The 22,238-nt window shown below is 38.9% G+C and carries 16 protein-coding genes; 14 read left to right on the forward strand and 2 right to left on the reverse strand.

Features of this window, described 5'->3' with window-relative positions:
* Window positions 1–60 precede the first annotated feature (60 nt).
* Together EXU85_RS03585 and EXU85_RS03590 are read right to left on the reverse strand one after the other, a co-directional pair.
* A complete protein-coding gene (locus EXU85_RS03585) occupies window positions 61–705 on the reverse strand; it encodes a transposase (RefSeq protein ID WP_142770757.1) in 645 nt (214 codons plus the stop codon).
* Window positions 690–1,298 (reverse strand): transposase family protein, encoded by a 609-nt coding sequence (locus EXU85_RS03590; protein ID WP_142770758.1) that lies wholly within the window; start codon window positions 1,296–1,298, stop codon window positions 690–692. The genes EXU85_RS03585 and EXU85_RS03590 overlap by 16 nt, the downstream gene beginning before the upstream one ends.
* A 218-nt stretch (window positions 1,299–1,516) precedes the next feature.
* On the opposite strand from EXU85_RS03590, the gene EXU85_RS03595 reads away from it, so the two are divergent.
* The 14 genes from EXU85_RS03595 (at window position 1,517) to EXU85_RS03660 (ending at window position 22,227) form a co-directional block, all read left to right on the forward strand.
* On the forward strand, window positions 1,517–1,855 hold the full coding sequence (locus tag EXU85_RS03595; protein ID WP_142770759.1) for a hypothetical protein: 339 nt from the start codon (window positions 1,517–1,519) through the stop codon (window positions 1,853–1,855).
* Between the two features lie 36 nt (window positions 1,856–1,891).
* The gene (locus EXU85_RS03600; protein WP_142770760.1) at window positions 1,892–2,206 is read left to right on the forward strand and encodes a hypothetical protein; all 315 of its coding nucleotides are present in this window, start codon (window positions 1,892–1,894) and stop codon (window positions 2,204–2,206) included.
* A 124-nt stretch (window positions 2,207–2,330) separates the two neighbouring features.
* Entirely contained in the window at window positions 2,331–2,843 is a 513-nt protein-coding gene (locus EXU85_RS03605) for a hypothetical protein (protein WP_142770761.1), read from the forward strand.
* Entirely contained in the window at window positions 2,840–4,564 is a 1,725-nt protein-coding gene (locus EXU85_RS03610; RefSeq protein WP_142770762.1) for a hypothetical protein, read from the forward strand. The genes EXU85_RS03605 and EXU85_RS03610 overlap by 4 nt, the downstream gene beginning before the upstream one ends.
* A 47-nt stretch (window positions 4,565–4,611) precedes the next feature.
* Window positions 4,612–5,031 carry a DUF3887 domain-containing protein gene (locus EXU85_RS03615; protein ID WP_142770763.1) on the forward strand — a complete coding sequence of 140 codons (420 nt, stop codon included), beginning with the start codon at window positions 4,612–4,614 and terminating at the stop codon, window positions 5,029–5,031.
* A gap of 89 nt (window positions 5,032–5,120) precedes the next feature.
* Entirely contained in the window at window positions 5,121–8,312 is a 3,192-nt protein-coding gene (locus EXU85_RS03620) for a virulence factor SrfB (RefSeq protein WP_168207732.1), read from the forward strand.
* A gap of 54 nt (window positions 8,313–8,366) precedes the next feature.
* A complete protein-coding gene (locus EXU85_RS03625) occupies window positions 8,367–11,219 on the forward strand; it encodes a virulence factor SrfC family protein (RefSeq protein WP_142770765.1) in 2,853 nt (950 codons plus the stop codon).
* A 17-nt stretch (window positions 11,220–11,236) separates the two neighbouring features.
* Window positions 11,237–13,882: a S8 family serine peptidase gene (locus tag EXU85_RS03630; protein ID WP_142770766.1), complete on the forward strand. Its 2,646-nt coding sequence runs from the start codon at window positions 11,237–11,239 to the stop codon at window positions 13,880–13,882.
* A gap of 13 nt (window positions 13,883–13,895) precedes the next feature.
* Window positions 13,896–14,873, forward strand: a complete 978-nt coding sequence (locus tag EXU85_RS03635; protein ID WP_142770767.1) for a hypothetical protein — start codon at window positions 13,896–13,898, stop codon at window positions 14,871–14,873.
* A gap of 47 nt (window positions 14,874–14,920) precedes the next feature.
* The gene (locus EXU85_RS03640) at window positions 14,921–16,261 is read left to right on the forward strand and encodes a hypothetical protein (protein WP_142770768.1); all 1,341 of its coding nucleotides are present in this window, start codon (window positions 14,921–14,923) and stop codon (window positions 16,259–16,261) included.
* A 14-nt stretch (window positions 16,262–16,275) separates the two neighbouring features.
* Window positions 16,276–18,654, forward strand: a complete 2,379-nt coding sequence (locus EXU85_RS03645) for a hypothetical protein (RefSeq protein ID WP_142770769.1) — start codon at window positions 16,276–16,278, stop codon at window positions 18,652–18,654.
* Between the two features lie 4 nt (window positions 18,655–18,658).
* Entirely contained in the window at window positions 18,659–19,483 is an 825-nt protein-coding gene (locus tag EXU85_RS03650) for a hypothetical protein (protein ID WP_142770770.1), read from the forward strand.
* Between the two features lie 30 nt (window positions 19,484–19,513).
* On the forward strand, window positions 19,514–20,893 hold the full coding sequence (locus EXU85_RS03655) for a hypothetical protein (protein WP_142770771.1): 1,380 nt from the start codon (window positions 19,514–19,516) through the stop codon (window positions 20,891–20,893).
* Between the two features lie 119 nt (window positions 20,894–21,012).
* A complete protein-coding gene (locus EXU85_RS03660; RefSeq protein ID WP_142770772.1) occupies window positions 21,013–22,227 on the forward strand; it encodes a hypothetical protein in 1,215 nt (404 codons plus the stop codon).
* Window positions 22,228–22,238: the final 11 nt, after the last annotated feature.

Here is a 22,238-nt window from a genome sequence, read left to right on the forward strand (position 1 = left end):
CAGCCAAGCAAGCTGTTGAGTGGAAGGAAGTTCAGCTGTCGGCCTGGGTGCAGTCACAAGCTATTGATTAGATAAAGAGTAGTCTGTTACTACCTGATTTTCAGCCAAGGGTGCATCTTCGGTCAGGCGTCGACTGAGCCACTTAGTGGGTTGACTATCTGAACCTGAGTAGCCTTGTTGACAAATCTCCCGCCATAACTGTTGAGCATTATGACACCCCTCTTGGTAACGCTGTTCCAGGTAAGACAAGTAAGGTGTTAACATGCTACGACCTGTGGGACGCTGAATCCGCTCAGGAAACGATTCGGCGAAGACATACCGGCGCACCGTAGTCCGATTCAAATTAACTTCTCGACTGATTTGCCGAATGAACCAGCCCGCCTGATACAAGTGCTGTACCTTGTGGTAACAAGCCAGCTGCCTTTCTCGACTATTATAACGAGTTGCTAGTTCATTTTGCGAATAATCTCGCAAAAGGTAAATCAGTCGCTCAGTAGATTGTTTTACTGATAAGTTCCTTCCAGAAGTGGGTAGATTACGAAGCCGTTGATAGCTACCGGTCAGTATTCGTTCTACTACTTGCTCAAGATTTTGTAATAAATGCCATCGATCAGCTACTTGCTGGGCCTGCGGAGCGCCTTCTCGTGCACCCCGAGCATACTCTCCAGAGCGATCTCTTGTAATAACTTCTACGTCAGGATGCATTTGTAGCCAGTCCGTAACCCTTCGGCAGTACGGCCTTCGAGTAAATCGCTAGGTTGATGGCGCTCAAGATCGACAAGGATTGTGCCGTATGTCTTCGCTTTGCGTATGGCCCAATCGTCAACTCCTAAAGCATGGGGTATGGGCGAGGCCGTCGGCTGCCATTTTCGAATAAGCCGTAATAAAGTATCATGACTGGTGGGCATATGTAAGTGAGCCAGTAAGCGGCTACCGGCTTTCCCGTCTAGCATCATGGCCACATTCCGTTGGGCCTGTGTTAATCGGCTGGTATGACGCGCATAAGCAGGCAACCAATCGGGACAAGGCTGGCTAAACGTACGCCTAGGACAAGCCGGATTCAGACACAGAAATCGTCGCAGCCGAAGTTTCAGTTGGACAGATCTGTCACTAATAGGTAAATCGGTAGGCTTACGGTAATAGAATCCATTCGATCGGTTTGAAACTTGTTGACAGAGAAGGCAGTAAGCCCGGTTATTGATTGAGTAGGCTGTTAAGACATAGCCCTTTTCAAGGGACTGACAGTTTATAATTTGGCAGTTTGGCAAATAAACTGGAAATGGAAGCTGAGTGCTCATTTAGTCAGAACACTAGAAGCTGAAAATCAGATCATTCAAGCAGAGCAGCCATACAAACTGCGTAAGAGCCAGTATTTGTAGGCCCTCACTGCTTTGATACGTATAACATGTACTAGCCACAAAAAAAACGGGATATTTCCCGTAATATTACATTACGTGGGTTAGTACCTTACGCGCTGATATTTAATACACTAATATCAATTACCTGTTATCACGCTGTGAGACTATTATCAATCCTCTTTCTAACAGTTGCAATTGCCCGGCAAGTTTGCCATGCTCAAACAGCCGGAACAGATTCATCATCGGTCGCTGAAATCAGCTATTCGATTAGCACGAAGCTACTCCTAAGTCAGGAGTATTTTGAAAAGCAAGGGAATAAAAGTATAAGCAATAAACTAGAAAAGGTTAGTAATACATTTTCTCAAATTAGTGAAGGGTTATCTAATGTGAGGCCTAGCATTGAATATATCGCTGCCTTTAAAGGTTATGATAAGGTGATTGCTTCTCTGCAAACGATCCCTCAAGCTTCTGCTTTACAATTACTGGATGACATCTAAGAGGACATGGAAGTGAAGTTACAGCGAGACAATAGTATGAAACTAGACGACAAGTTTACCCGGCCCGTTAAAGTAAAAATTGTAACACGTAGAATAGTGGATGGTAAGGAAGTGGATGTGCCTGGATATATTATCAAATACAAACTTTGGTTTTTGAAAGACGAGAAAACCCCATTGTTCAATTTTACCAACCCCACCCTTTCAGCAGAGAAGTCCATTACACCTGGCAACTACGATATATGGGCAGAATTACCCAGTTCTAGTAAGCAATACCCACAAAAGCGAACAAGAATGCGTATCCCCGACGTAGACGGTAGTGATGCAATAACTATTGTGCTACTCCTTAACTAACTGGATATTAGCATGAAAGCCTTTTTCGAAAAGCTACAATCATATTGGGTTATACTAACACAGGCAACTATCTGGATTGGTTCAGCATTTAGCAGCTTTTTGCTCCCCCCCCCCCTTAGACTATATGGGTAGCGATCAAGGTACTTACAATCCGTTTATTCAATTTCTGACTACTCTATTAATTGGATTTGTCTTCTTACCAATCCAAGTTCGGTCAGCATCCCGTTATTCTTGGTTTTGGTGGAAGATAGCATTGGCGTTCGTCATTGTTGGCATAATTGCCTTTTTAGGATATCAAAGTTTCAAGGTAAATCATTCTATAGAGTATCCTAAGCGTAGCAATAATTATAAAATCAATGGTAATACATTGACACCTCTGGCGCAGAAAAAAATGGACCAGGGAGAAGCTGAATCCATTGAAGTATTACTCGAAGATGCAGCAGGGGATGCCCGTTTACTTTGGCCTATGCAAGAAATAAGGTCTAACACGATTATACTTCTGCTTTTATACGGATTTTGTCAATTTTCATTTACTATAGGCATTATCACACTCCTACAAGCTATCGACTGCCATCTAAAAAAAGAGCCCACTGAAGATAGTAGCCCAACAGAAACCCTTCCAACACTACCTCCATGAGACAGTTTTTATTTGTACACCAACTTCGTACATCCCGCATTATCGTACTTTTTTATCTGCTTAGTAATGGCTATTCAGCGTTTGGCCAGCAGACTAGTAATTCTGGCGCATTAGGTAATGTTCGGGAACTAGGCACTTCTGATGCGCTCGAACAGATGATCGCTGAGGAAGCAGCTCGACTAGACCGTACAACTGGCTTTTCCACCCCTGTACGCATAACAGATGGACCTATCGAGGCAAATCCACAGTATGGCATTTTAATCAATAAAAGGCGTTTACAAAGCTTTCTGAGTCAATCGGAGATGCACTCTATGCGCGATTTGGTTCAGGCTGTTTTAGCTCATGAAAAAGCTCACTGGATACAATACCGCGATAATCGTTACGGGTTTCAAATACTTAACTGGGGTTTTGAACAAAAGAGAATAATTGAATGCCAGGCAGATATTCTCGCTGGCAAATATTTTACAGAAACATTTGGTACCGCTAAAGCCAAACGACTTGAAAACCCTTTGCCACTTACAGCAACAGATAGAACCCCGGCGAACGTTAAAGACATCCTTCAATTAGCCTTTGATCTAGGAAGTTACGAATCTACATCAAATAGAGGCAGCGATGTACACCCTAGTCGACAAGCACGGCGAATTGCTTTCCGGTTTGGTATGTCAGTTGGTGGGTTAGATTTTGCAAAACGTGAAATAGCACGACTTTCTCGATCCTCTGAACCTGGCAGTTCTCAACTCATCCAAGACTATAGGAACATGATAGACGTAGTTTCTTATAAAACATCATTCAATCCTCAACAAACAGATGTGTTAGACTGGAGTTTCTGGCAGGCAAGCCGAATTACTCATTATAACACAGCCGCTAGTAAGGATATAAGTTTTGTAATTAATAACGAACAGTGGAGTCGAAATCCCAATAATCCAACTGTTACTTACTCGGTCACCGTTCAAAATAATGGAGAACGTTCAATCAGAAGCGACTTCGCTATTCAATGTGATTGGTTTCCTAAAGAAGATATACGTAATACAAAGGAATCCTTACTTATTAGCATCAAATCATATCGTTTTACGCTTAAACCAGGAGAGAAACGAACACTTGAGGCTAGTTTACCCACTTCTCAAATAGGAATACCCAATGCCGAAGACTATGTAATGATATTAACGGTACCTCCTATGCCAACATCGCTGATGCGGTTTGAATACGTAGATGAGCAACCTAATGATCAAAGCCCCACCAGCACTCATGCTTTTGGTGTAAAGTCGACAAGGCCAATACGAGATGATTTACTGAGAATTCTGCCAGCATACGCCAAAGCTGTTCGTAATAACTACAAGGATCTAATTGCTGGTCCCAGCCTTCGCTATGGTTATGAAGTAGATACCGATAAAGTGATTCAGTATGGTTTCACACCCTATGAAAACATTGTAGAAACGAAAATTATTAGTAGTGCTTCAGACCGTTATCCACCTATGCTGGCGGTCACCTTATTTCAAACGCTAGATTCTGATGAACAAGATGATGTTTTCTCCGACATAGCTGAGAAGTTGACTACAATTGATGGTATCAATCGATATCAGCTTAATGATGGGACAGATCCCAATAAAGTTCTTGTCTTTACCTACAATTTAACGCCTAACCATTTTTTAGCACTCGCAAAAATAAAAGCTCCTAACTCAAGGTACGAAGTGCAATTAATATTTAAAAAAATGAGTAGTTAAAAGCTCAATCGTATACTTTGCCTGGCTTTACCTTAACCATTTCAACTATGAAAATTAACAGTTTACATATCATTTCTTTTGCATTGTTATTGCTGCCAACGCATCGTTTAGAAAGTTCATCCAATCAAATTGACAACGTCATTATTAGGCGAAGTATAGACGAAAGCTCCCGTATGGTAATAGCTCAAAAAATCATTGATAATCTAGCAAAAGAAAAGTTTGAAGCTGTAAGAGCAGATTTCGCAGGAGTGCTAAAACAACAACTTTCACCCCAGAACATTAAGGATGTTTGGTTAAGCACCACTGCACAGCTTGGTCGATTTGAGAAAGTAGTTGCTACAAGAACAGCTGTCATACAAGGTTATAATCAAGTCATTAGCCGTTGTAAGTTTGAAAGTGATGTTATAAACATCGAAGTTACCTTTAATGAAGATGATAAAGTTTTCGGGCTATTTCTGAAACCATAAGTAGTTAAATACATTTCAGAAACTGTCTACAATTCTCAATGAAATTAATTTCGGCTTTTGTTGGGAATTGTAGACAGCTTTTGATATAATTGAAACAAATTGACCAAGCCATACCTTTTACCATGACCTTTTCATTAATTGCCAATTCAGGTATCCAATTTCATAGATTTGAAATAACTATAGATCCTAATGCAGAAGTTATAGGCACAATGGGTTTCCATGAATACGAGGATTTGCTAAATGCTCGTATTTCTATTGAAAATGCATTCTTTTTACCCGATCAGGACTTTTGGGTTCCAAAGCAAGTACTTCAACATCATGGTTACCTTGATGGAGACGGTAACTTACATACTGATATTGTAAATTTAAACGAAATAAAAGGCTTCCGTCTTAAAGAAGATAAAGATTATTTCACTGTAGGTGACATTCAGACTTGCCTCGAGTACTTTTTATCGAAAGACGACGAAGTTATTTGGCTACCTGTACCTTTTTTTAAGCGTACTAATAATGCTGCCCAAACGTTTGGTCCAATTGCTTGGGCGAGGATGATGATTAAGGAAATTCCTGCCGAGAATGCAGGAGGAAGAAAAAATATTAACCAAAGGTCCAAAATCGCAAAGTATCATATAGTGTTGGCATTTGATACTAAATTAGCCGAGGGTAATGCCTCTTACTATGCTCCAACGATAGCTGATACAAAGGAGCAAGGCAATCAGTTTTTACTCTGTAATAATGAAGATTTATTGCTCAACTTCTGTAACACTAAGTACCACTGCGGTTGGGTAAATCGCTATATAAAAGATCTTGTCCAAACTAGCGAACCCCAACAATTTCCTCGGCAACAATATATTGGATATTATATATACTTTGTCAAATATTTAGCATCTCTTTTTACCAAGACAGATGATGCGCAGATTCAGCCTTCCTTTCCTGAAGTTGTTCTTTACTCCGATCAAAACATTCCAGTTGAAGTCGATTTAGTATTGGATATTGGTAATTCTAATACCTGTGGTATCCTATTTGAGCACCCTAGCCCTCACCGGCCTTTTAATTTGACTAGTGCCAAAAAACTGAAAATTAATGATCTGACTCAGCCTGAAAAAGAATATACCGATCCTTTCTCAATGCGGCTTGTTTTTGCAGAAGCCCGATTTGGAAAAATATATTCTGACTATAACAATTTTAGATGGCCTAGTCTGCTTCGGCTGGGCTCAGAGGCAAGTCGACTGATTAGTAAGTATACAGTTAATAAAGACCGTGGCTTCGAAACTGCAACTCATCATTCCAGCCCTAAACGCTATCTCTGGGATAACAAAAGGACGGATGTGCCTTGGGAGTTTATTAACTTTTCCGGGCAAAATGTCAGCGACGCCGTATATTATGAAGGAATATCTGAACAGTTTAAAGAGAATGGTGAATTCGCCCACGATGGTGCATTCGCTAGTTTACCTTTCTACTCCCGGAAATCGCTAATGATTTTCGTATTTATCGAAGTCCTTTTGCATGCTATTGCCCAAGCTAATTCCCACGAATTCAGAACAACTCATGGGAGCTCTGAGATACCACGTAAAATAAAACGATTGACTATTACTTGTCCCACATCAATTATTCAGAAAGAACAGTTCATACTTCGCGAGTGTGCAGAAATTGCTGTACGAGTATTGGGCCGTTTTTTCTCGGATACATTTCTGGGTACTTACGATGAAGATGATGCAGCAAGACCTGACTTGGAGATCGTACCAAGCCCTAAAGACCTTTTAAAAAAACGTGATCAGTCTGCCTTCCGTAAAGATTGGATTTATGACGAGGCAACTTGTGGACAATTGGTATTCATTTACGGAGAAGTTAGTAGAAGGTACTTGAACAATGCCGACTTGTTTTTTCGGCTTTATGGCAAATACCGCGATGACGTCAGCAATACAGATACTAAAGCGTTAACAATTGGTACCATTGATATAGGAGGGGGCACTACTGACCTAATGATTTGTGCTTACCAACACGAATCTGATCAAAACTTAGCAGTTATCAAGCCTCACCCACTCTATTGGGAAAGTTTCAATTTTGCGGGTGACGATCTACTAAAAGAGATTGTTCAACAAGTTCTATTAGAAGGGAACCCCAAAGGCGAAGCCGAAATCGGCTGTGTTGGGGTTTTATCTTATGCAGCAAAAAAAGCAGGTGTGACACAGGTATCGGAGAAGATGTTACGATTCTTCGGTCCTGATAGTAATAAGCAGGGATATACGGTTCGGACCAATCGTAAGAACTTCGTCGTACAAATTGCTGTGCCAATAGCCTTGCACTATCTCCAGCATGCAATTGATGACAAACCAGACGAGGAAATAAAATTTATTGATTTCTTCCCAGATGTAACTCCGAATCATGAGCTTGTACAGTTCTTTAATCAAACATTTTTCCCGCTCAGATTGGAGGATGTAACGTTTAAGCTTTCCAAAAAACGAGTGTTTGACATTGTTGAATTGACTTTTGACCCACTATTACGGCAACTTTCCGGAATGATATCTGCTTATGGCTGTGATTTTCTGTTGCTTGCTGGAAAACCGACGACAATACCAAAAATCCGGGAAATGCTCGTTCGCTATTACCCTGTGTCACCAGATCGGATTATTACGCTAAACAACCAATACCGAGTAGGGCGATGGTATCCATTTGCCGATGATTTGGGCTATATCGAAGATCCCAAAACAGTAGTAGCTGTAGGTGCACTGATTGCGTTAATGGGCGGAAAATTAGATGGACTTGATGGCTTCAGGATAAACACGCAATTATTACGTCAGCGACTTGAATCAACTGCTGATTATATTGGAACCTTGAATTTTCACACACAATTAATTGACGCAATTTTGATTAGCCCTGGTGAAAATAACAACGAAATTATTGTACACTCGCTTCCGCTAACCCTTGGCTACAAACAACTACCGAACAAACATTATAGGGGGAAGCCAATTTATAAGTTAGAGTGGAATAATGAAGAAATCATGAAACGAGTTATTGAGCAAAATCCTATATTATCTGATAATGAGCAAGATGTGGAGAACGCGATGCAGCATTATAAAGTAACCCTTAAAAATAGTATGCCATTTCGGGTAAAGTTGCAGCGCAATTGGTCTGAGAGCAAAGAAACACTAACCATTTCACGCGTTTTGGATGCAAATAAGAATGAGCGCTCAAGGCAAATGTTATCCCTTTCTATTATGACACTAGCCGATGAATACAGTTATTGGCTCGATACTGGCGAATTTATACTCAATCTACGCTAATAGTAAGTCTTACTTAACAACTGACTTGGCAGCTATTTTTAAATTTACCACACTATGACAAATTTACCTGAGAACAAACTGAAAGAGTTAGCTGAATCTGTTGAGAAATTAGTGGGTGTTATTAATGACGGAATTAAGTGTTCTACAACATTTCATCACCTAGATACTTCATTCAAATTAAAGAAGAATCGTCGTTTACTAAATAAGGTTCGATTGGCTATTGTCCAAAAACCTACGATAGCACTGTTCGGGGCTAGTCAGGCCGGAAAATCATATCTAGTAAAAAATATACTTTCAGATAAAAATAATCAATTATTTATTGCTGATCCTCGTTCTGAAGAAAATACTATAAACTTTATTAAAGAAGCTAACCCAGAAGGAGGTGGAAGTGAGGCAACGAGTTTAGTAACTCGATTTACTTTTAACGAGCATTCAGGCAAAAGCTTACCTCCTGTCAAAATAAGGCTTCTCCAAGCTAGAGACATCATTACAATAATTTTAGATAGCTATTTTTCTGATTTCAAAAAACGTAAAAATACTCCTGACATCAATAAAATACAAATTGAATTGTTTTTAAGTAATTTGTCAGAATTGTACGATGTACATATACAACATTATCTTACTGAAGATGATGTATATGATATAGAAGATTATATAACAAACGCTTTTGGCTCCGCGTATAAAAATAAGCTTGCTTCTTTAAAAGATGCTGACTATTGGCGAATCATAGGTGAAAATATACATAAGATTTCTCCTAACAATTGGACTAAATTATTCTCAATCATTTGGGGGCAAACAAAGGAATTAGATCGACTTTTTAATTTACTGATTGGCGAATTACAAAAGCTAAAATTTTCAACAGAATTATACGCAGAGTTTGATTCTGTTCTTCGAGATAAAGGAGCAATTTTAAATGTAGTTAGATTACAGCAATTATTTTGGGGTTCTGGACAATCCCTAAGGCTTGTTGATGAGTCTGGGAATAATTTTAGTGCCGATGCCAGTGTATTATGTGCTTTGGGAGCAGAGGTCATTTTCAATATTTCTGAAAATTCTATTGAAAAAAATCCATTTATCAAAAATGTTGATATTTTAGACTTTCCTGGTGCTCGGTCCAGGTTAGAACAAGATGAAAATGATCCGCTTACAGAAGATCACCTTACAAACATGTTGTTACGAGGTAAAGTAGCTTATTTGTTTAACTCTTACTCATTACGATATGAATTGAACAATCTGTTCATCTGCACAAATAACCGACAGTCTAATGTGAATGGGCTTTCTGAGCTGATTGACAGTTGGATTAATTATAATGTTGGTAATACTCCACAGGAAAGAACACAAACATTAAAAAATGTCAAGACTCCTCCATTATTTATTGTTTTCACATTCTGGAATACACAATTAGAGTATGATCAAGATAATGATGAAAAGGATTTGGAGCATAAGTGGGAGCTAAGATTTAATAAACTTTTTCGAGGTGAAATTAAAGGAACGTTTAATTGGCCAACCGAATGGACACAGAATGGACCTTTCAATAATTACTTTTTACTGCGTGACCTTAAATATTCAAAAGATCTTTATTCAGGTTTCGAGGCTTTAGGATACGAGAAAGAATTGCATTCCTTTAGAAAAGGCCATTACGATAATTTGAAAACTTCATTTGAACGATCAATCCTGGTACGTGAGTTTTTTCCTAAGCCAGAAACAGTTTGGGAACAAACCTCTACATTGAATAACGATGGGAGTAAGTATATTATACAACATATCGATGATATTGCAAATAACCAAATACGTACAAATCGGTTCATCCAATTAATTGAAGGCTCTCAAGCAGAAATCAGAAGCTTACTTAGTGAACGGTATCATGATGAAGCTGCTGATAATAAAATTGTAGAGGCTGCTGCCAAGGCATCAGAGATTCACGCTGTTATGAACAGCATATTTGGTGAAGATGCATATCGTTTTGGACAGTTCATTGAGAAATTCACCGTTCAGGAAAAGGAAATCTTTGAACTCTATCATGAAGAGTTACGCAAACTTGCTATTATAAAAGCTCCCGATCTAAAACGGTATCAATTTTACCGAGAATCTAGCCCTCGCTTAAATAGCAATAAGACTTACGAAGAGAACTTAGTTATTCTAATGCAAGATTATTTTCGGTCTTCGCCAGAGGCAACAGAGACATACTTCACAGAGGAACTCAAGATAGATCTTAAAGAGCTTTTTTATGGGAATTTGTTCAATATAAAAAATAAGTCAGAGGTGCTGGCTGAACAGGCACGTCAGTACTGGATTGAAAAGCGGTTGAACGTTGAGCATTTCGGCGATATTATTCAGCAGGGACTTAACAAAACATTGTTAGAGCGGCTTTTGGAAAATATGAAAGTATCTTTCGACAAATGCGGCATTACTTTACTGATTGCGAAAGAGATACGTATGTTTGTCGATACTGTGAATCGTGTCGACACTGCGGAAGACATGATTGCTGACGCTACAGTTGCTATTATCAATGAATTTGTAACCAGCTTCGGTTGGACTTTCTATTCTCCTCAGGAAAAACAGAAAATTAAGGAGGCTAATGATATCGCTAAACTTAATCTCTCACTACCTTCTGATGAAGAACTGTTTCTATCATTAGATAGATTAGATGAAGAAATCGAAGGGCGTATGTCTCTAGAACGCTTGCTAGAATATATGGTGCATCTGAACGAACATCTGAATAAAGTTCCCTTAGATATGGAGGTGGTAAAAACCGTTCCAATGATTAAGAACTATCGATTATGGCGGGAGAAAATGAAAGCCTGTTTCATTGCTAATTGCGATATTCCTACTTATAATATTGAAGAGAACAGACAATTAGGCATTTTACTTGACCGAATTAAGCTATTTAATTTTTCTCTGTCCTGACTACAGCGATAGATCGTATGTCCACACCTTACACGTATGTTATTGATGCAAGAAAGCTTAAGCCAGTTATCTGGCTAAGTTCTCCCGTATACCGTAGCTACGATAAGCTAAAAAGCCATTTACGTCTACAGTTAGGTGATGAATCCGCTCTACTTTTTGCCAAACCGTTTATTCAAGAAAAATCCACAGGTGAGTTAGAGAGAACCAATTGGTATTGTGAAGGCTTTTCACACAGCCCAACTCCTCTGAATCTACTTCCACAAGGACTTCAGGAAACATACAAGAATTTACTTCAACAAAAACTCACGGTCTTACTGGAATATTCGCAGCGAATGCTGGAGTCGGACGACGCAGAATCAGTACGCTGGGGTCAGCTCATTAATAAGTCACTTGATATTCCTGGGGAGGACCAGATTTTATGTGGTGATGGTAATGTTGTGTTAGTTGCATGGGGATTTACGGCTAATACAGACAACACGATTACCTACAGCTTACGTAAAAATTTTCAACCTATTTTCCCTGCTCCCTCAATAAGTACTGATTTATTAGTAAAACCAACTTCTCAAATTAAGTATGAAGAACAGAATACTGAAACACCTTTAGGAACTATTCAGGAAAACCCTTCAAGTGCCCAGTTGTCCAATAGGGATAGCGATCTTACTTCTACAAATCCGGTCTCTACGGCCAATGCCAATAAGCCAACAAGAGATGCTGATATAGCTAATTCGGTTGATAAAGAGACGCTAGGCCATTACCAAGTTATTGCAGGTTCGTCTGGTTTAGAGTCTTCCTCAAAAAAGGCCTCAACAAACGATCCCCATAAACCGTCGTTCTGGGCGAAATGGAAGCGCTTATGGTGGGCATTACCTCTGTTACTAATTCTAATATTTCTGGCAGCGCGCCAATGCGGACCTATTTCATATTTACCGAAACAACCAGGGGTAATAATACCAATTGATACAACTAAAATCGTACTTGATCCTGCTAAAGTACGATATATCGTTACTGACCGACTTAATATTGTTTTAACGGGTTCTAATAAAGATGTAGAAGCGTTTGCTAAGGCTTTTAAGAATGCTTACCCTAACGACGATTATAGAGTCATTTATTATGATCCAAAGACTTATCGCCTACAACTCGAAATACCGCCAACAGACCGGGAGCAGGTTAAGAAAAACTTATCCTCACAACTATCCGGTTTTAAAATGTGGATTTTTTATGAAGGAGTTATTCGAGGTCAGCAAATAGCCAATGACCCAGGTTTTACTAATCAACTCCGCAGTTGGTATCATACAGCTGTACAGGTTCCGGCCGCCTGGCAATATACCCAAGGCGATAACCGACTTGTTGTGGCAGTGGTTGATCAGGGCTTTGATTTGACTCATCCCGAAATTTCAAACCATATCGTACATCCGTATAATGTTCTTAATCATTCGCCTAATCTATCTCGCAGTCCCATGCTGGGTATGCACGGAACACACGTTGCGGGGATTGCTATAGGCACAGTAAACAACGGTATAGGCTTAGCTGGTATTGCCCCGAACTGCCGATTGATGCCGGTTCAAGTAGGCGATCCGATCGGGCAGATGGGAACAACATCGGTGATCGATGGCTTTCTCTATGCCATCGATAATGGGGCTAGCGTTGTTAATATGTCGCTAGGGATGCGGGCGGCTGCTGGCATTAAACTATTCTCCCCCGAAGAACAGCAGGAATTAGCTAATATTTTATTTAAAGATGAAGAGCTGTTCTGGAATAGCTTATTTGACCGTGCTGAGGAGAAGAATGTTTCAGTGGTTTTAGCTGCTGGCAATGATGATGTCATTATCGGACTTGACCCCATGCAGCGTTCAGAAAAGACATTTATTATATCAGCGACTGATCAAGCAAATAATAAAGCAGATTTCAGTAACTACGGGAATGGCTCTACACTAAGTGCACCCGGAGTAAGGATTTTCAGTAGTGTACCCGACAGACGCTTTGCCTTTTTCGATGGTACAAGTATGGCAGCTCCGATTGTAGCAGGCGGAGTTGCTCTACTGAAAAGTGTAAACCCTACGCTGACTTTTCGCCAACTGAAATCAATTCTACAGCAAACAGGGCTACCCATTTATTCGTTGGGTGCCTATGTAGGCAACCTTATTCAATTAGGGAAAGCCCTGGAAATAGCTGCTCGTGGTCATCAGAGTGGCGGAGTGGCTAACTGCTCCGATGTTCAGCGACAGATTGACAGTTTGCTGTTAATGGTTGAGCAACTCAAACAATCATGTGATGAAAATAACGCAGGCGACACTTTAAAACTTCCGCCCATTAACACAGGGTTAGATTTTGCAGTTGGACGATGGAAAAGTACGTCAGATATTGTGAATAATAAGGGAGAATTTGTCGAACTTTACTTTGATTTTCAGAAGACTGGCACCGGGACAATTACCCTGCGTGAAGCAAACGGTACCCAATGCTCTGCACCTTTAGCGTTCGGCCTAACAACCAACGAGTTCCATATAACTCAACGTTCGGCGGCAATTTGCTCGCCCCCTCCACAACAGTATGCTTCCTATAGCTTCGGATGCCAATCCGATGCAAATGGTCATGCTTTGTGCACTGGACAGAATCAGCAAAATGTTGGCAATAATCTACGATTCAACCTTGTAAAAATTCAATAACCAGACCATAACTATGCCAAATCTTCTACCTTCAGAGTCTATACTGGGTAATATCTTGCATGGAGTAGGGCTCATATTCTGTCTTCTCCTTCTCCTTTTTGGCCTACTTTACACCTTTAACGGTGAGATAATTATTAGCGCTTTTCTAACCATTCTGGCTGGTGCCATTCTAATAGCAATCACTCGAGTGCTTGTACGCTTAAAAAGCCGAAAAGATGCATATAAGCCGTTAGCACCTGAATATGCCCTAATGGGAATATACTTACTGGTTTTCCTAATATTATTTCCATTGTCCTACCACGTATTAGCTATAGACCTGATTCGCAAGACCGAAATCAAAAAGGTTTGTCTAGATAAATTAAAGTTGCTCGATGTTCTTAAAGACGAGTATAGCAAACAAATTACTGACAAGCAGAATTCGCTCGGTACCAACGCACATATATTATTCAATAAATATAAACAGTCTGGAGGCAAGGATACTAAATCGATGATAGAGTTGAATAATCTGCTGGGAAGTACGCCAGGGAGCGAGCCGTTCGATGTGAAAACGGGAGATGGATTAGATAAGGCTATTGAAGTAGCTCAGGATGGAATTAAACAGAAATATAATCTAAAAGAAAAAGGGGGGAAGGATCCTGAAAAGGATTTAAATGACTTTAAAGCCAAAGCCCAGGATGTATTTACAGATTGGCAAATTCGGGAAGTTGGCTACTATTATCAGAATATTGACAGAGTATTTGAGAACTACAAGACAGCCGCCCAAGCACCAGCGAAAATGCCAGACTTTGTTCCGACAATTGCCCCTACCAACGAAATAGACCTACAGAATTCTACGAAAATGTTAAGAAATGGTTCAGAAACATCCTGGGTATTTTCTCTGCTGGGTCTATTATTGATTCATTGGTGTATCCTGGCTCCTTACTTTCTGACAACTCGACCAGACATGACACTTAAACGCAGTGATTCAGCAGATAATAGTATTTATATGTAAATAATGAGACTCCTAACTTCAACCTTAACTAAATAATACTATTTATTATGGCCATACCAAGCTTTTACCGTCCGGAACATTTTGACAAGATGTCAAAAGAAGACATAAAGGAAGCCGCCCGAAGGAATAGCTTCACTCTTGAAGATTTGCTCGTGGAGAGATATATTGATATGCAACGATATCAAGAGCTAAATCAGATATCCGAGGATGAGCATTATTATAATATGGCCAATAGGTCTTCACGGCCAGAGCTTGCAGATAAATATACAACACAGTACATTAAGGAATTGCTGAAAGGCGGGCAGATTAGCGAGCAGGGGTTACGTAACCACAGCATTTTTTCAGAGCTTGAACTGGCTGAACTTACTGACGATCATTACTATCTCATTCGTGCTGCCAATAGTAACGAGCGTCCAGAGTTGAAAAGGCGATACACTGATGAATTCATTAGACAATTGATTAATACCAACCAGATCAGTGAGGTGTTATTAAGGGATCGCAGCATATTTCCTCAAGTAAGGCTCGACGAAATTATGTTGAGACCCGTCAAGCCATTAGAATATTGGCTTGCAGATGCTCCAGCTCTTCTGGAAAATCGGGTGGACGTTTTTATTCTTGGGGTTGCAGGTTCAGGTAAATCAAGCTTTTTGGCAGGAGTACTCAAAGCGGCTCGCGACAGAGGTATTCTTGATATTCAGGTTATACAAGACGAATCAGGCAATGTTGTTACTAAACATGGCTATGGATACGGTAACCTTCTGATAAACTCTCTGGAACGAAATCTTCCTATTGCAGCAACTTCGTACGATTTCCTGACTTATGTACCCGTTAATTTTCAGGACGAAAAAGGTGAAGACCGGCCGCTTTCATTCATGGAAATGAGTGGAGAGTTGTTTCAGGAGTGCTATATGAAGGATAAGAACCAACTCAGTCCTAAACTACAAGACTATTTATTCGGCGAAAACCAAAAAATGATAACGTGCGTCATCGATTATAGTGTACATAATTCCCAACGAATTCTGGATACACAACAATGGCAGCATTTCGACTGGTTCCTAAAGCTTCTGGAAATAAACAAAACCCTTTCAAGGTGCGTCTCTATCTCAATTCTCATCACAAAATGGGATTTTGCAGGAAATCTTACTGATAGTGAGTCTATAGATGCAGCTCAAAAGTTTGTGGAGAAAGAATACCTAAATCTTTATAAAATTTGTGAGCGATTAAAACAGAAATACAACCTTCGATTTAAAGTAATAACGTTCAGTCTAGGCACGTTTGACGGTCGTAACGCCGTCACCTATAAACCAAAAGATTCCGAGAAAATCCTTGATTGGTTTATCGCCAATTCCCCTCGTATTGTACAGAGAAAGCGCTGGTATAAATTCTGAAACGAACTTGATATATGAGCGGAGTTAAAATAGGATTAGTTATTTGGGGAACAAAGGGGGGGTTGCAGCGTTTTCTTACGACTGTTCCTGACTCTCTCAGTAAGGTGAAAGAAGAACCTTACCGGGATGCGCGGAGCATTTTTCAGGGGCTTCCTCATTTTTCAGAGGGCAGTCAGCCTCCAATACTTGTGACAAGATTACCGAATTTCGGTAATGTATGCATAAGTTGTTACTGGCAAGCAACAGATGATTTAGGTCGTCTTGGATTTCTAGCTATATCTCTTTTGATTCCTGATAACTTTACACTAAATGGTGAGGTAGTTCTCAATTTGTTAAAACAACTAACCAAGATCTATTGGCAAAACTATGTAACTGGCGGCTCATCAATAAAAAGCTATATCACTGAGGATATTAATCTTTTTCTACCTGTTATCAATAAAGTTGAACTTGAGTCCATTCGCTATCCTAAATCGCCTGATAGTCCTTCAGAAAAGGCAACAATGGTTTATGAAAGCGCCGATAAACTGTCGTCGGCATTAACAAATCTGTTCGAAGACGAATTCGCCAGCTATCAGCAGTTATATCTACTTCCTAAAGGTGGTACTGTATCGCTTCTTTCAAATGTAGTAGCACCCGTACAGAGTATTCCAGAGGTAAGAAAACGGCAAAATATACAGCTTGAAATTGTTGATGAGCGAAGCGGAAGTTCGCTAAACGGGGCAAAAATATCCGTCGAAATAAACGATAGAACACCAGATTATGATCGGTACAAAGCGAATGACCGAGTTATAAAACGCATTAAGGACACGGATCGAATCAGTCTGAAAATTGATCAGGATGGCTACGTTTCAAAAACAATTGAACCTGGTGATTTTCGAAAAGGATTAACTGGTGATTTATTTATAGCTAGGCTTACTCCAGAAAAGATATACACCGTTATTTTTATATTTCGTGAGAACTCAGATTGGAAACCTGTTCAGGGAGTGCAATGTGTAATTAATAATAATGGGGCAAGTCAGGACATAAAAGTTACTGACAATAGCACCAATCTAAGTGGGGTTAAGAAAAATGATATAATAACTATCAATTCCTGGAATACTGACTACGTACAGGTTCGTCATCCTTATACAGTTCCTCATGATTATTTTGAGGACGCTGACCGTCGTGGCACTGATATAGTATCGGTCGAGATAGAATTGGCGAGACGGTCTCCTTCGCCGGTTGTTTTTACAGGCCAGCCCCAAGAAGGAACAGGCACATTCCAGCCAGAGAATGTTAATGCTGGACAGCAAGATAATCCGACTGGATCGAAGTCTACAGTCTTAATTGGTGACCCTAACGACGCGAAGGAAGCAGGAAGGGAAGGCGATAAGACTTCTTCAGGCAATAACAACAAAGATGGAAAAGGAGGTTGGCAGGTACGTGTTTCCAAAGACACTATTATGGCAATTTTCTTGGGGCTAGTAGGCATCTTTGTAATTAGTGTAATCTCTTATATTGCCTATAATGAGTACACTAAATCTAAGCGTAGCTATATATCAGGCAGTGGCTCTACAAGAACAACTACCAGTCAAGACAATCAGGATACCCAGCGCAATCTAGCAATCAAAAAGCTTGATTCTTGTTATACGAAATTTTATGCTGCTTATTCTAAAATAACCCAAGAGGGGATAATTGCACAAATTCGATGTTATCAATTCTCTGATTCATTGATACGATACTCTACCGAAATCTCATTAGACAATAAATATGTGGCTAACAAGGATACTATGCATAATAGGCTTGTATCAGCTTTTCGGAAAGTATTAAATAACGCTAAAATAGGTAAAAGGACTAGTAAATACGGAATACAGGCAGGTGGTAAGTTTTCAACACTTTCTTGGTATTCAAGTCACGCCAACTTTGATGAGAAGCTCAAAGGAGAATTTAAAGCTGATTCCGAAGCATTAGCATCAGCAACTCCTATGATACCTAAAAAAACAGAACCTAGAAAAAATACTCTTGTAAAGGGGGAGAATAAAAAAGGTAATCAGCCCAAGACTGAAGAAGGAGCTACGGTAGTAACTGAGGTAACTGACGATAAATCGAATAGTAATTCAAATACTTTAGATGATATTGTAAATACTGAAGTTTCCTTGGAAAATGCAAGCAAACAAATTGGTATTGCTCAGAAAGCTCTACCCAAAACATTAGATAAAACTAACAATAAAAAGTTGCAAGAGTATATTACTTATTGTGCTTTGACGATGAAGATTTATAATCAGAAAACTAGAGTCGAGCAAAAGACATACAGCGAATGGAAAAATCAAATCGACGAATTGAAGTTAGTTTCAGAACCTTTTAGAGTAAACTTAAAAAGGAAGCTAGGAGAAATACAACAAAAATCGAATTGAAATTATGAAACACTTTTTATATAAAAATCATTCCAAATTTTATAAAATGCGTGAGTATATATTTGGTATTATGTTAGGGTTGATTTTTTTTAATCAACAGACATTGGGCAAATTTAAACAAGATCCGGTATATGACAAGATAAGAAATAGTATCAATATTTATCGCAAAGCTTCTACTTGGAACGAACAGAACTATAATCTGATTCGTGTACAAATTAACACTGCTACTACCAATCAACAACTTAATGCTACCCAGCAAAAAGAGTTACTGGCTTTAGCTCAACAGGAGTATGTTCTTTCGCTTTCCAGTACGGCGTCCAGTTTTTTACGCACTGCCGGGTCGGACGCATTACCTCGATTGGCTGCTTTCGAAAATGCCATTAGCCGTATAAGTGCTAGTAGCAGTAGCGCGGCATCGGCTTTGAAGGGGGTTAGTGCAGGCATAGGTGACTTCCGCCAAATGGTCAGCTTACGTAATGCTGTATTAGGTTATACTCATAATGCAAAATACAACCCTGCTCAAACTAACAATCTCAGATCACAAATGAACCAATTGCTATCAGGCAATCTGCTCACCGGCAATACTTTTCTGACTAAGTTGAGGAGTGAATATAGCAATGAGTTAAATACACATATAGAAAAGCATCGTTATTTTTACGAGGTTGTAAAGCCCGATGCCGATAAAGGTGTAGCCTCCAACTGTGAGGTATTTAGTCAATATAAATTTTACTACAAGAGCTGCCATGAAGGACAGCCCAAACCTGCGGTAAGTCCTGTAATGGCTAAAGACAGTGCAACGACTAAGGACACGACTATCATCAAAAAATAGAGCCTCCAACCAGCCCACTGATTATTGTCGATGAAGAATCTATATTGTTTTCTGATTTGCTTTTTAGTTACATTAACTGGATCATTTGGCCAGAAGCCCTCCCCAATATCAAAGTCTGGACAAACCCAAGCTCCAATTGACACTACAAAAGATAAAACAATTAATAAAGGTCCTATCCTCGAAAAGCAAGTAACCTCATTACGAGACTCGCTTAGAGTATTAAAGGCAACTATAAGTCAAAAAGAGGCTGAGAACAAGCGGCTTTCAATAGCAAATGATAATGCGAATCAACTATTAGAATCTGAAAGAAAAGCAAAAGAAATTACGAATATTCAAAATAATTCATTAAAACAAAAAGCAGACCGGCATGCCAGAGATTCTGTGGAGATTGCAAAGTTAACCAAAGAAAAAGAAAAGCTAGAATCGGCCTTGTTAAGCAAAAGTAAGGATGATGTTGAACAGGCCAATTTAATGAATAAGCAGAGTGAATTACTAAAGAACAGAACAGAACAACATATTCGAGACTCTATACAAATTTCGGACTTAAAGAGTTATAAAGAAAAACAGGAAACTGATTTAAATAGCTACAAACAGTCGAAAGTTGAGCAGACTAATTTGATAAATCGTCAAAATGAACTATTAAAGGTTAAGGCAGACCAACGTAGTAAAGATTCTATTCAAATTGCAATGCTAACCAATGAAAAACAGCAGATTCAGAATGATCTAAAAATCAAAGAAGATACTTTTCAAAAAGAACGTACAGCCTTACAAATAGAACGAGATAAGCAACGAGTTGATATTACAAATTTAATTAAGAAAGGCAACGAATTAAATACGAAACTACTTGGTCGTTTAGAAGCCGGTATCTTTAAAGCTATCAACAGTATTGAACTTAGTCAGCCAGAAGATTATAAGCTAAATCTGGACAAATTTCGAGATTTACAACAAGAATGTAAATCCTTAAGCGATCAAATACCAAAAGACGGACAACTTGCCCGTCAATGTGTACAGGTTGACAAGTATATATCTCTTTTAGAAACACTTGACAAAGCTCGATTAGCGTTAGATAAAGCTTACAATGAAAAGCAAGTAAGTACGATCATTGCTGATCTAAATAGTCGAAAAGGAAACGATTGGAATAGTGAGCTTAAAACCAAAACGAATGACTATATAAACTTCCTAAATTCCTATAATCAGCTAACTAAAGATATTGCTTGTCACATCCGTGCTGCCACAGTGGCTTTCGATGTTGACAAGAAAAAAGCATCAGACAAATTACAATTAGCTCTTGATATTGTTGGCAAGTCGAGTTATACATATTTAGAGAGAGAGGTAATAAACAGGCAAAAAGGTAACAAAAAACCGGATGAATTAATACCATATGAACTCATAAAAAAAGATTGTAAATGAGTACTATCCACTTGATAAGTAAACATTAGATACCTACTCACTCATTTCTCAGAAGTACATGGTATGTTAATATTACTATAGGCCATCTTGGGGAGGAATTAAACAATTGATTATTTTCTATGAAAAACTTATGCTTTTTCTGGATTTACTTTGCTGTTTTTATAACAACTTCGTTAGGCCAGAAACTTCCCCAGAAAATAGGTTCATTTCAAACTCAAGTTGATACCACCAATAAGATATACTACTTTAAGGTAGATAGTGCATACTCTACCCTTGAAAAACAGATTTCCTCATTACGAGATTCGATCAAATTTATTAAATTTAATTTACAGCAAAGTGAACAAAGGCGACAAATTCTTGAAAAAGAGCATGTGACCCTCATATCAACTCTTAAAAATACAAATCAAATAATAGCAAATGATAAATATGAATTAAATCACCAATATGATTTATTGAAGAAGCAACTAGAACAGAAAAATCGTGATTCTATTCAAATAACGACACTAATATCGGACAAGGCTAAGCTATTACATGAATTGAAAAGCTATAGAGATAGTCTCTATTTTATTAATCAGTATAATAGTAAATTAGTTAAAGAGCAATTAAACACCTCTGACTATCAGAAGAGTTTAGCCGTTGAAGTGGCATCATTACAAAAACAAAATGAAAATTTAAAGCATACTATAGAAGTTTTACAGAGTGAAAAAAATGATCAAAATAGCCAACAAACACAGTTAGCCACTAATAATCATAACTTGAATCAAACTCCTTCTGAACGATTAGAAGTAAATATTCAAAACGTTATTCGAAGGTTGTCCCTTGAGCATCCAGCAGATTACAATCAGAACTTAAATAAATTCAAGCAATTACAGCAGGAGTGTAAAGTCCTATTAAGTAAAACGTCTAATGAAGAACAGGTAACAAAGCTATGTACTGAAGTAGATCAATATTCTTCAGTCCTTGAAAAGCTTGACAGGGCTCGACGGTCCTTGGATATACTTTATGATAGTCAGCAAGTAAATAATAGTATTTATGAGCTTAACGAATGTAAAAAAAGTAAGTCGAGCCCTAATATTAAAGTAAAAATTGTCGATTACATAGACTTCCTAACAAACTATTGTCAACTAACTAAAGATATTGCTGGCTTTATACACGATGCAACGGTGGCTTTTAGTGCCAATGACAAGGATAAAGCAACAGCTAGACTACAAACAGCATTTAATATCGTCCATAAATCGTGCTTTACCCATCTGGAGAGAGAAGTAATAAGCAGGCAAGTAGCCTTAATGCGCAATCAAAAACCTGTAGAGCTACTGAGAGGAAACTGTAATTAAAACCCACTGCC

This window comes from Spirosoma sp. KCTC 42546, assembly GCF_006965485.1.
Lineage (GTDB): Bacteria > Bacteroidota > Bacteroidia > Cytophagales > Spirosomataceae > Spirosoma.

Bases quoted from the DNA above. Each gene is read 5' to 3' on its own strand.
- EXU85_RS03650 (WP_142770770.1), top strand. From the start codon at position 18,659: ATGAAACACTTTTTATATAAAAATCATTCCAAATTTTATAAAATGCGT.
- EXU85_RS03615 (WP_142770763.1), top strand. From the start codon at position 4,612: ATGAAAATTAACAGTTTACATATCATTTCTTTTGCATTGTTATTGCTG.
- EXU85_RS03635 (WP_142770767.1), top strand. From the start codon at position 13,896: ATGCCAAATCTTCTACCTTCAGAGTCTATACTGGGTAATATCTTGCAT.
- EXU85_RS03630 (WP_142770766.1), top strand. From the start codon at position 11,237: ATGTCCACACCTTACACGTATGTTATTGATGCAAGAAAGCTTAAGCCA.
- EXU85_RS03590 (WP_142770758.1), bottom strand. From the start codon at position 1,298: ATGAGCACTCAGCTTCCATTTCCAGTTTATTTGCCAAACTGCCAAATT.
- EXU85_RS03655 (WP_142770771.1), top strand. From the start codon at position 19,514: ATGAAGAATCTATATTGTTTTCTGATTTGCTTTTTAGTTACATTAACT.
- EXU85_RS03645 (WP_142770769.1), top strand. From the start codon at position 16,276: ATGAGCGGAGTTAAAATAGGATTAGTTATTTGGGGAACAAAGGGGGGG.
- EXU85_RS03625 (WP_142770765.1), top strand. From the start codon at position 8,367: ATGACAAATTTACCTGAGAACAAACTGAAAGAGTTAGCTGAATCTGTT.
- EXU85_RS03610 (WP_142770762.1), top strand. From the start codon at position 2,840: ATGAGACAGTTTTTATTTGTACACCAACTTCGTACATCCCGCATTATC.
- EXU85_RS03660 (WP_142770772.1), top strand. From the start codon at position 21,013: ATGAAAAACTTATGCTTTTTCTGGATTTACTTTGCTGTTTTTATAACA.
- EXU85_RS03640 (WP_142770768.1), top strand. From the start codon at position 14,921: ATGGCCATACCAAGCTTTTACCGTCCGGAACATTTTGACAAGATGTCA.
- EXU85_RS03600 (WP_142770760.1), top strand. From the start codon at position 1,892: ATGAAACTAGACGACAAGTTTACCCGGCCCGTTAAAGTAAAAATTGTA.
- EXU85_RS03605 (WP_142770761.1), top strand. From the start codon at position 2,331: ATGGGTAGCGATCAAGGTACTTACAATCCGTTTATTCAATTTCTGACT.
- EXU85_RS03585 (WP_142770757.1), bottom strand. From the start codon at position 705: ATGCATCCTGACGTAGAAGTTATTACAAGAGATCGCTCTGGAGAGTAT.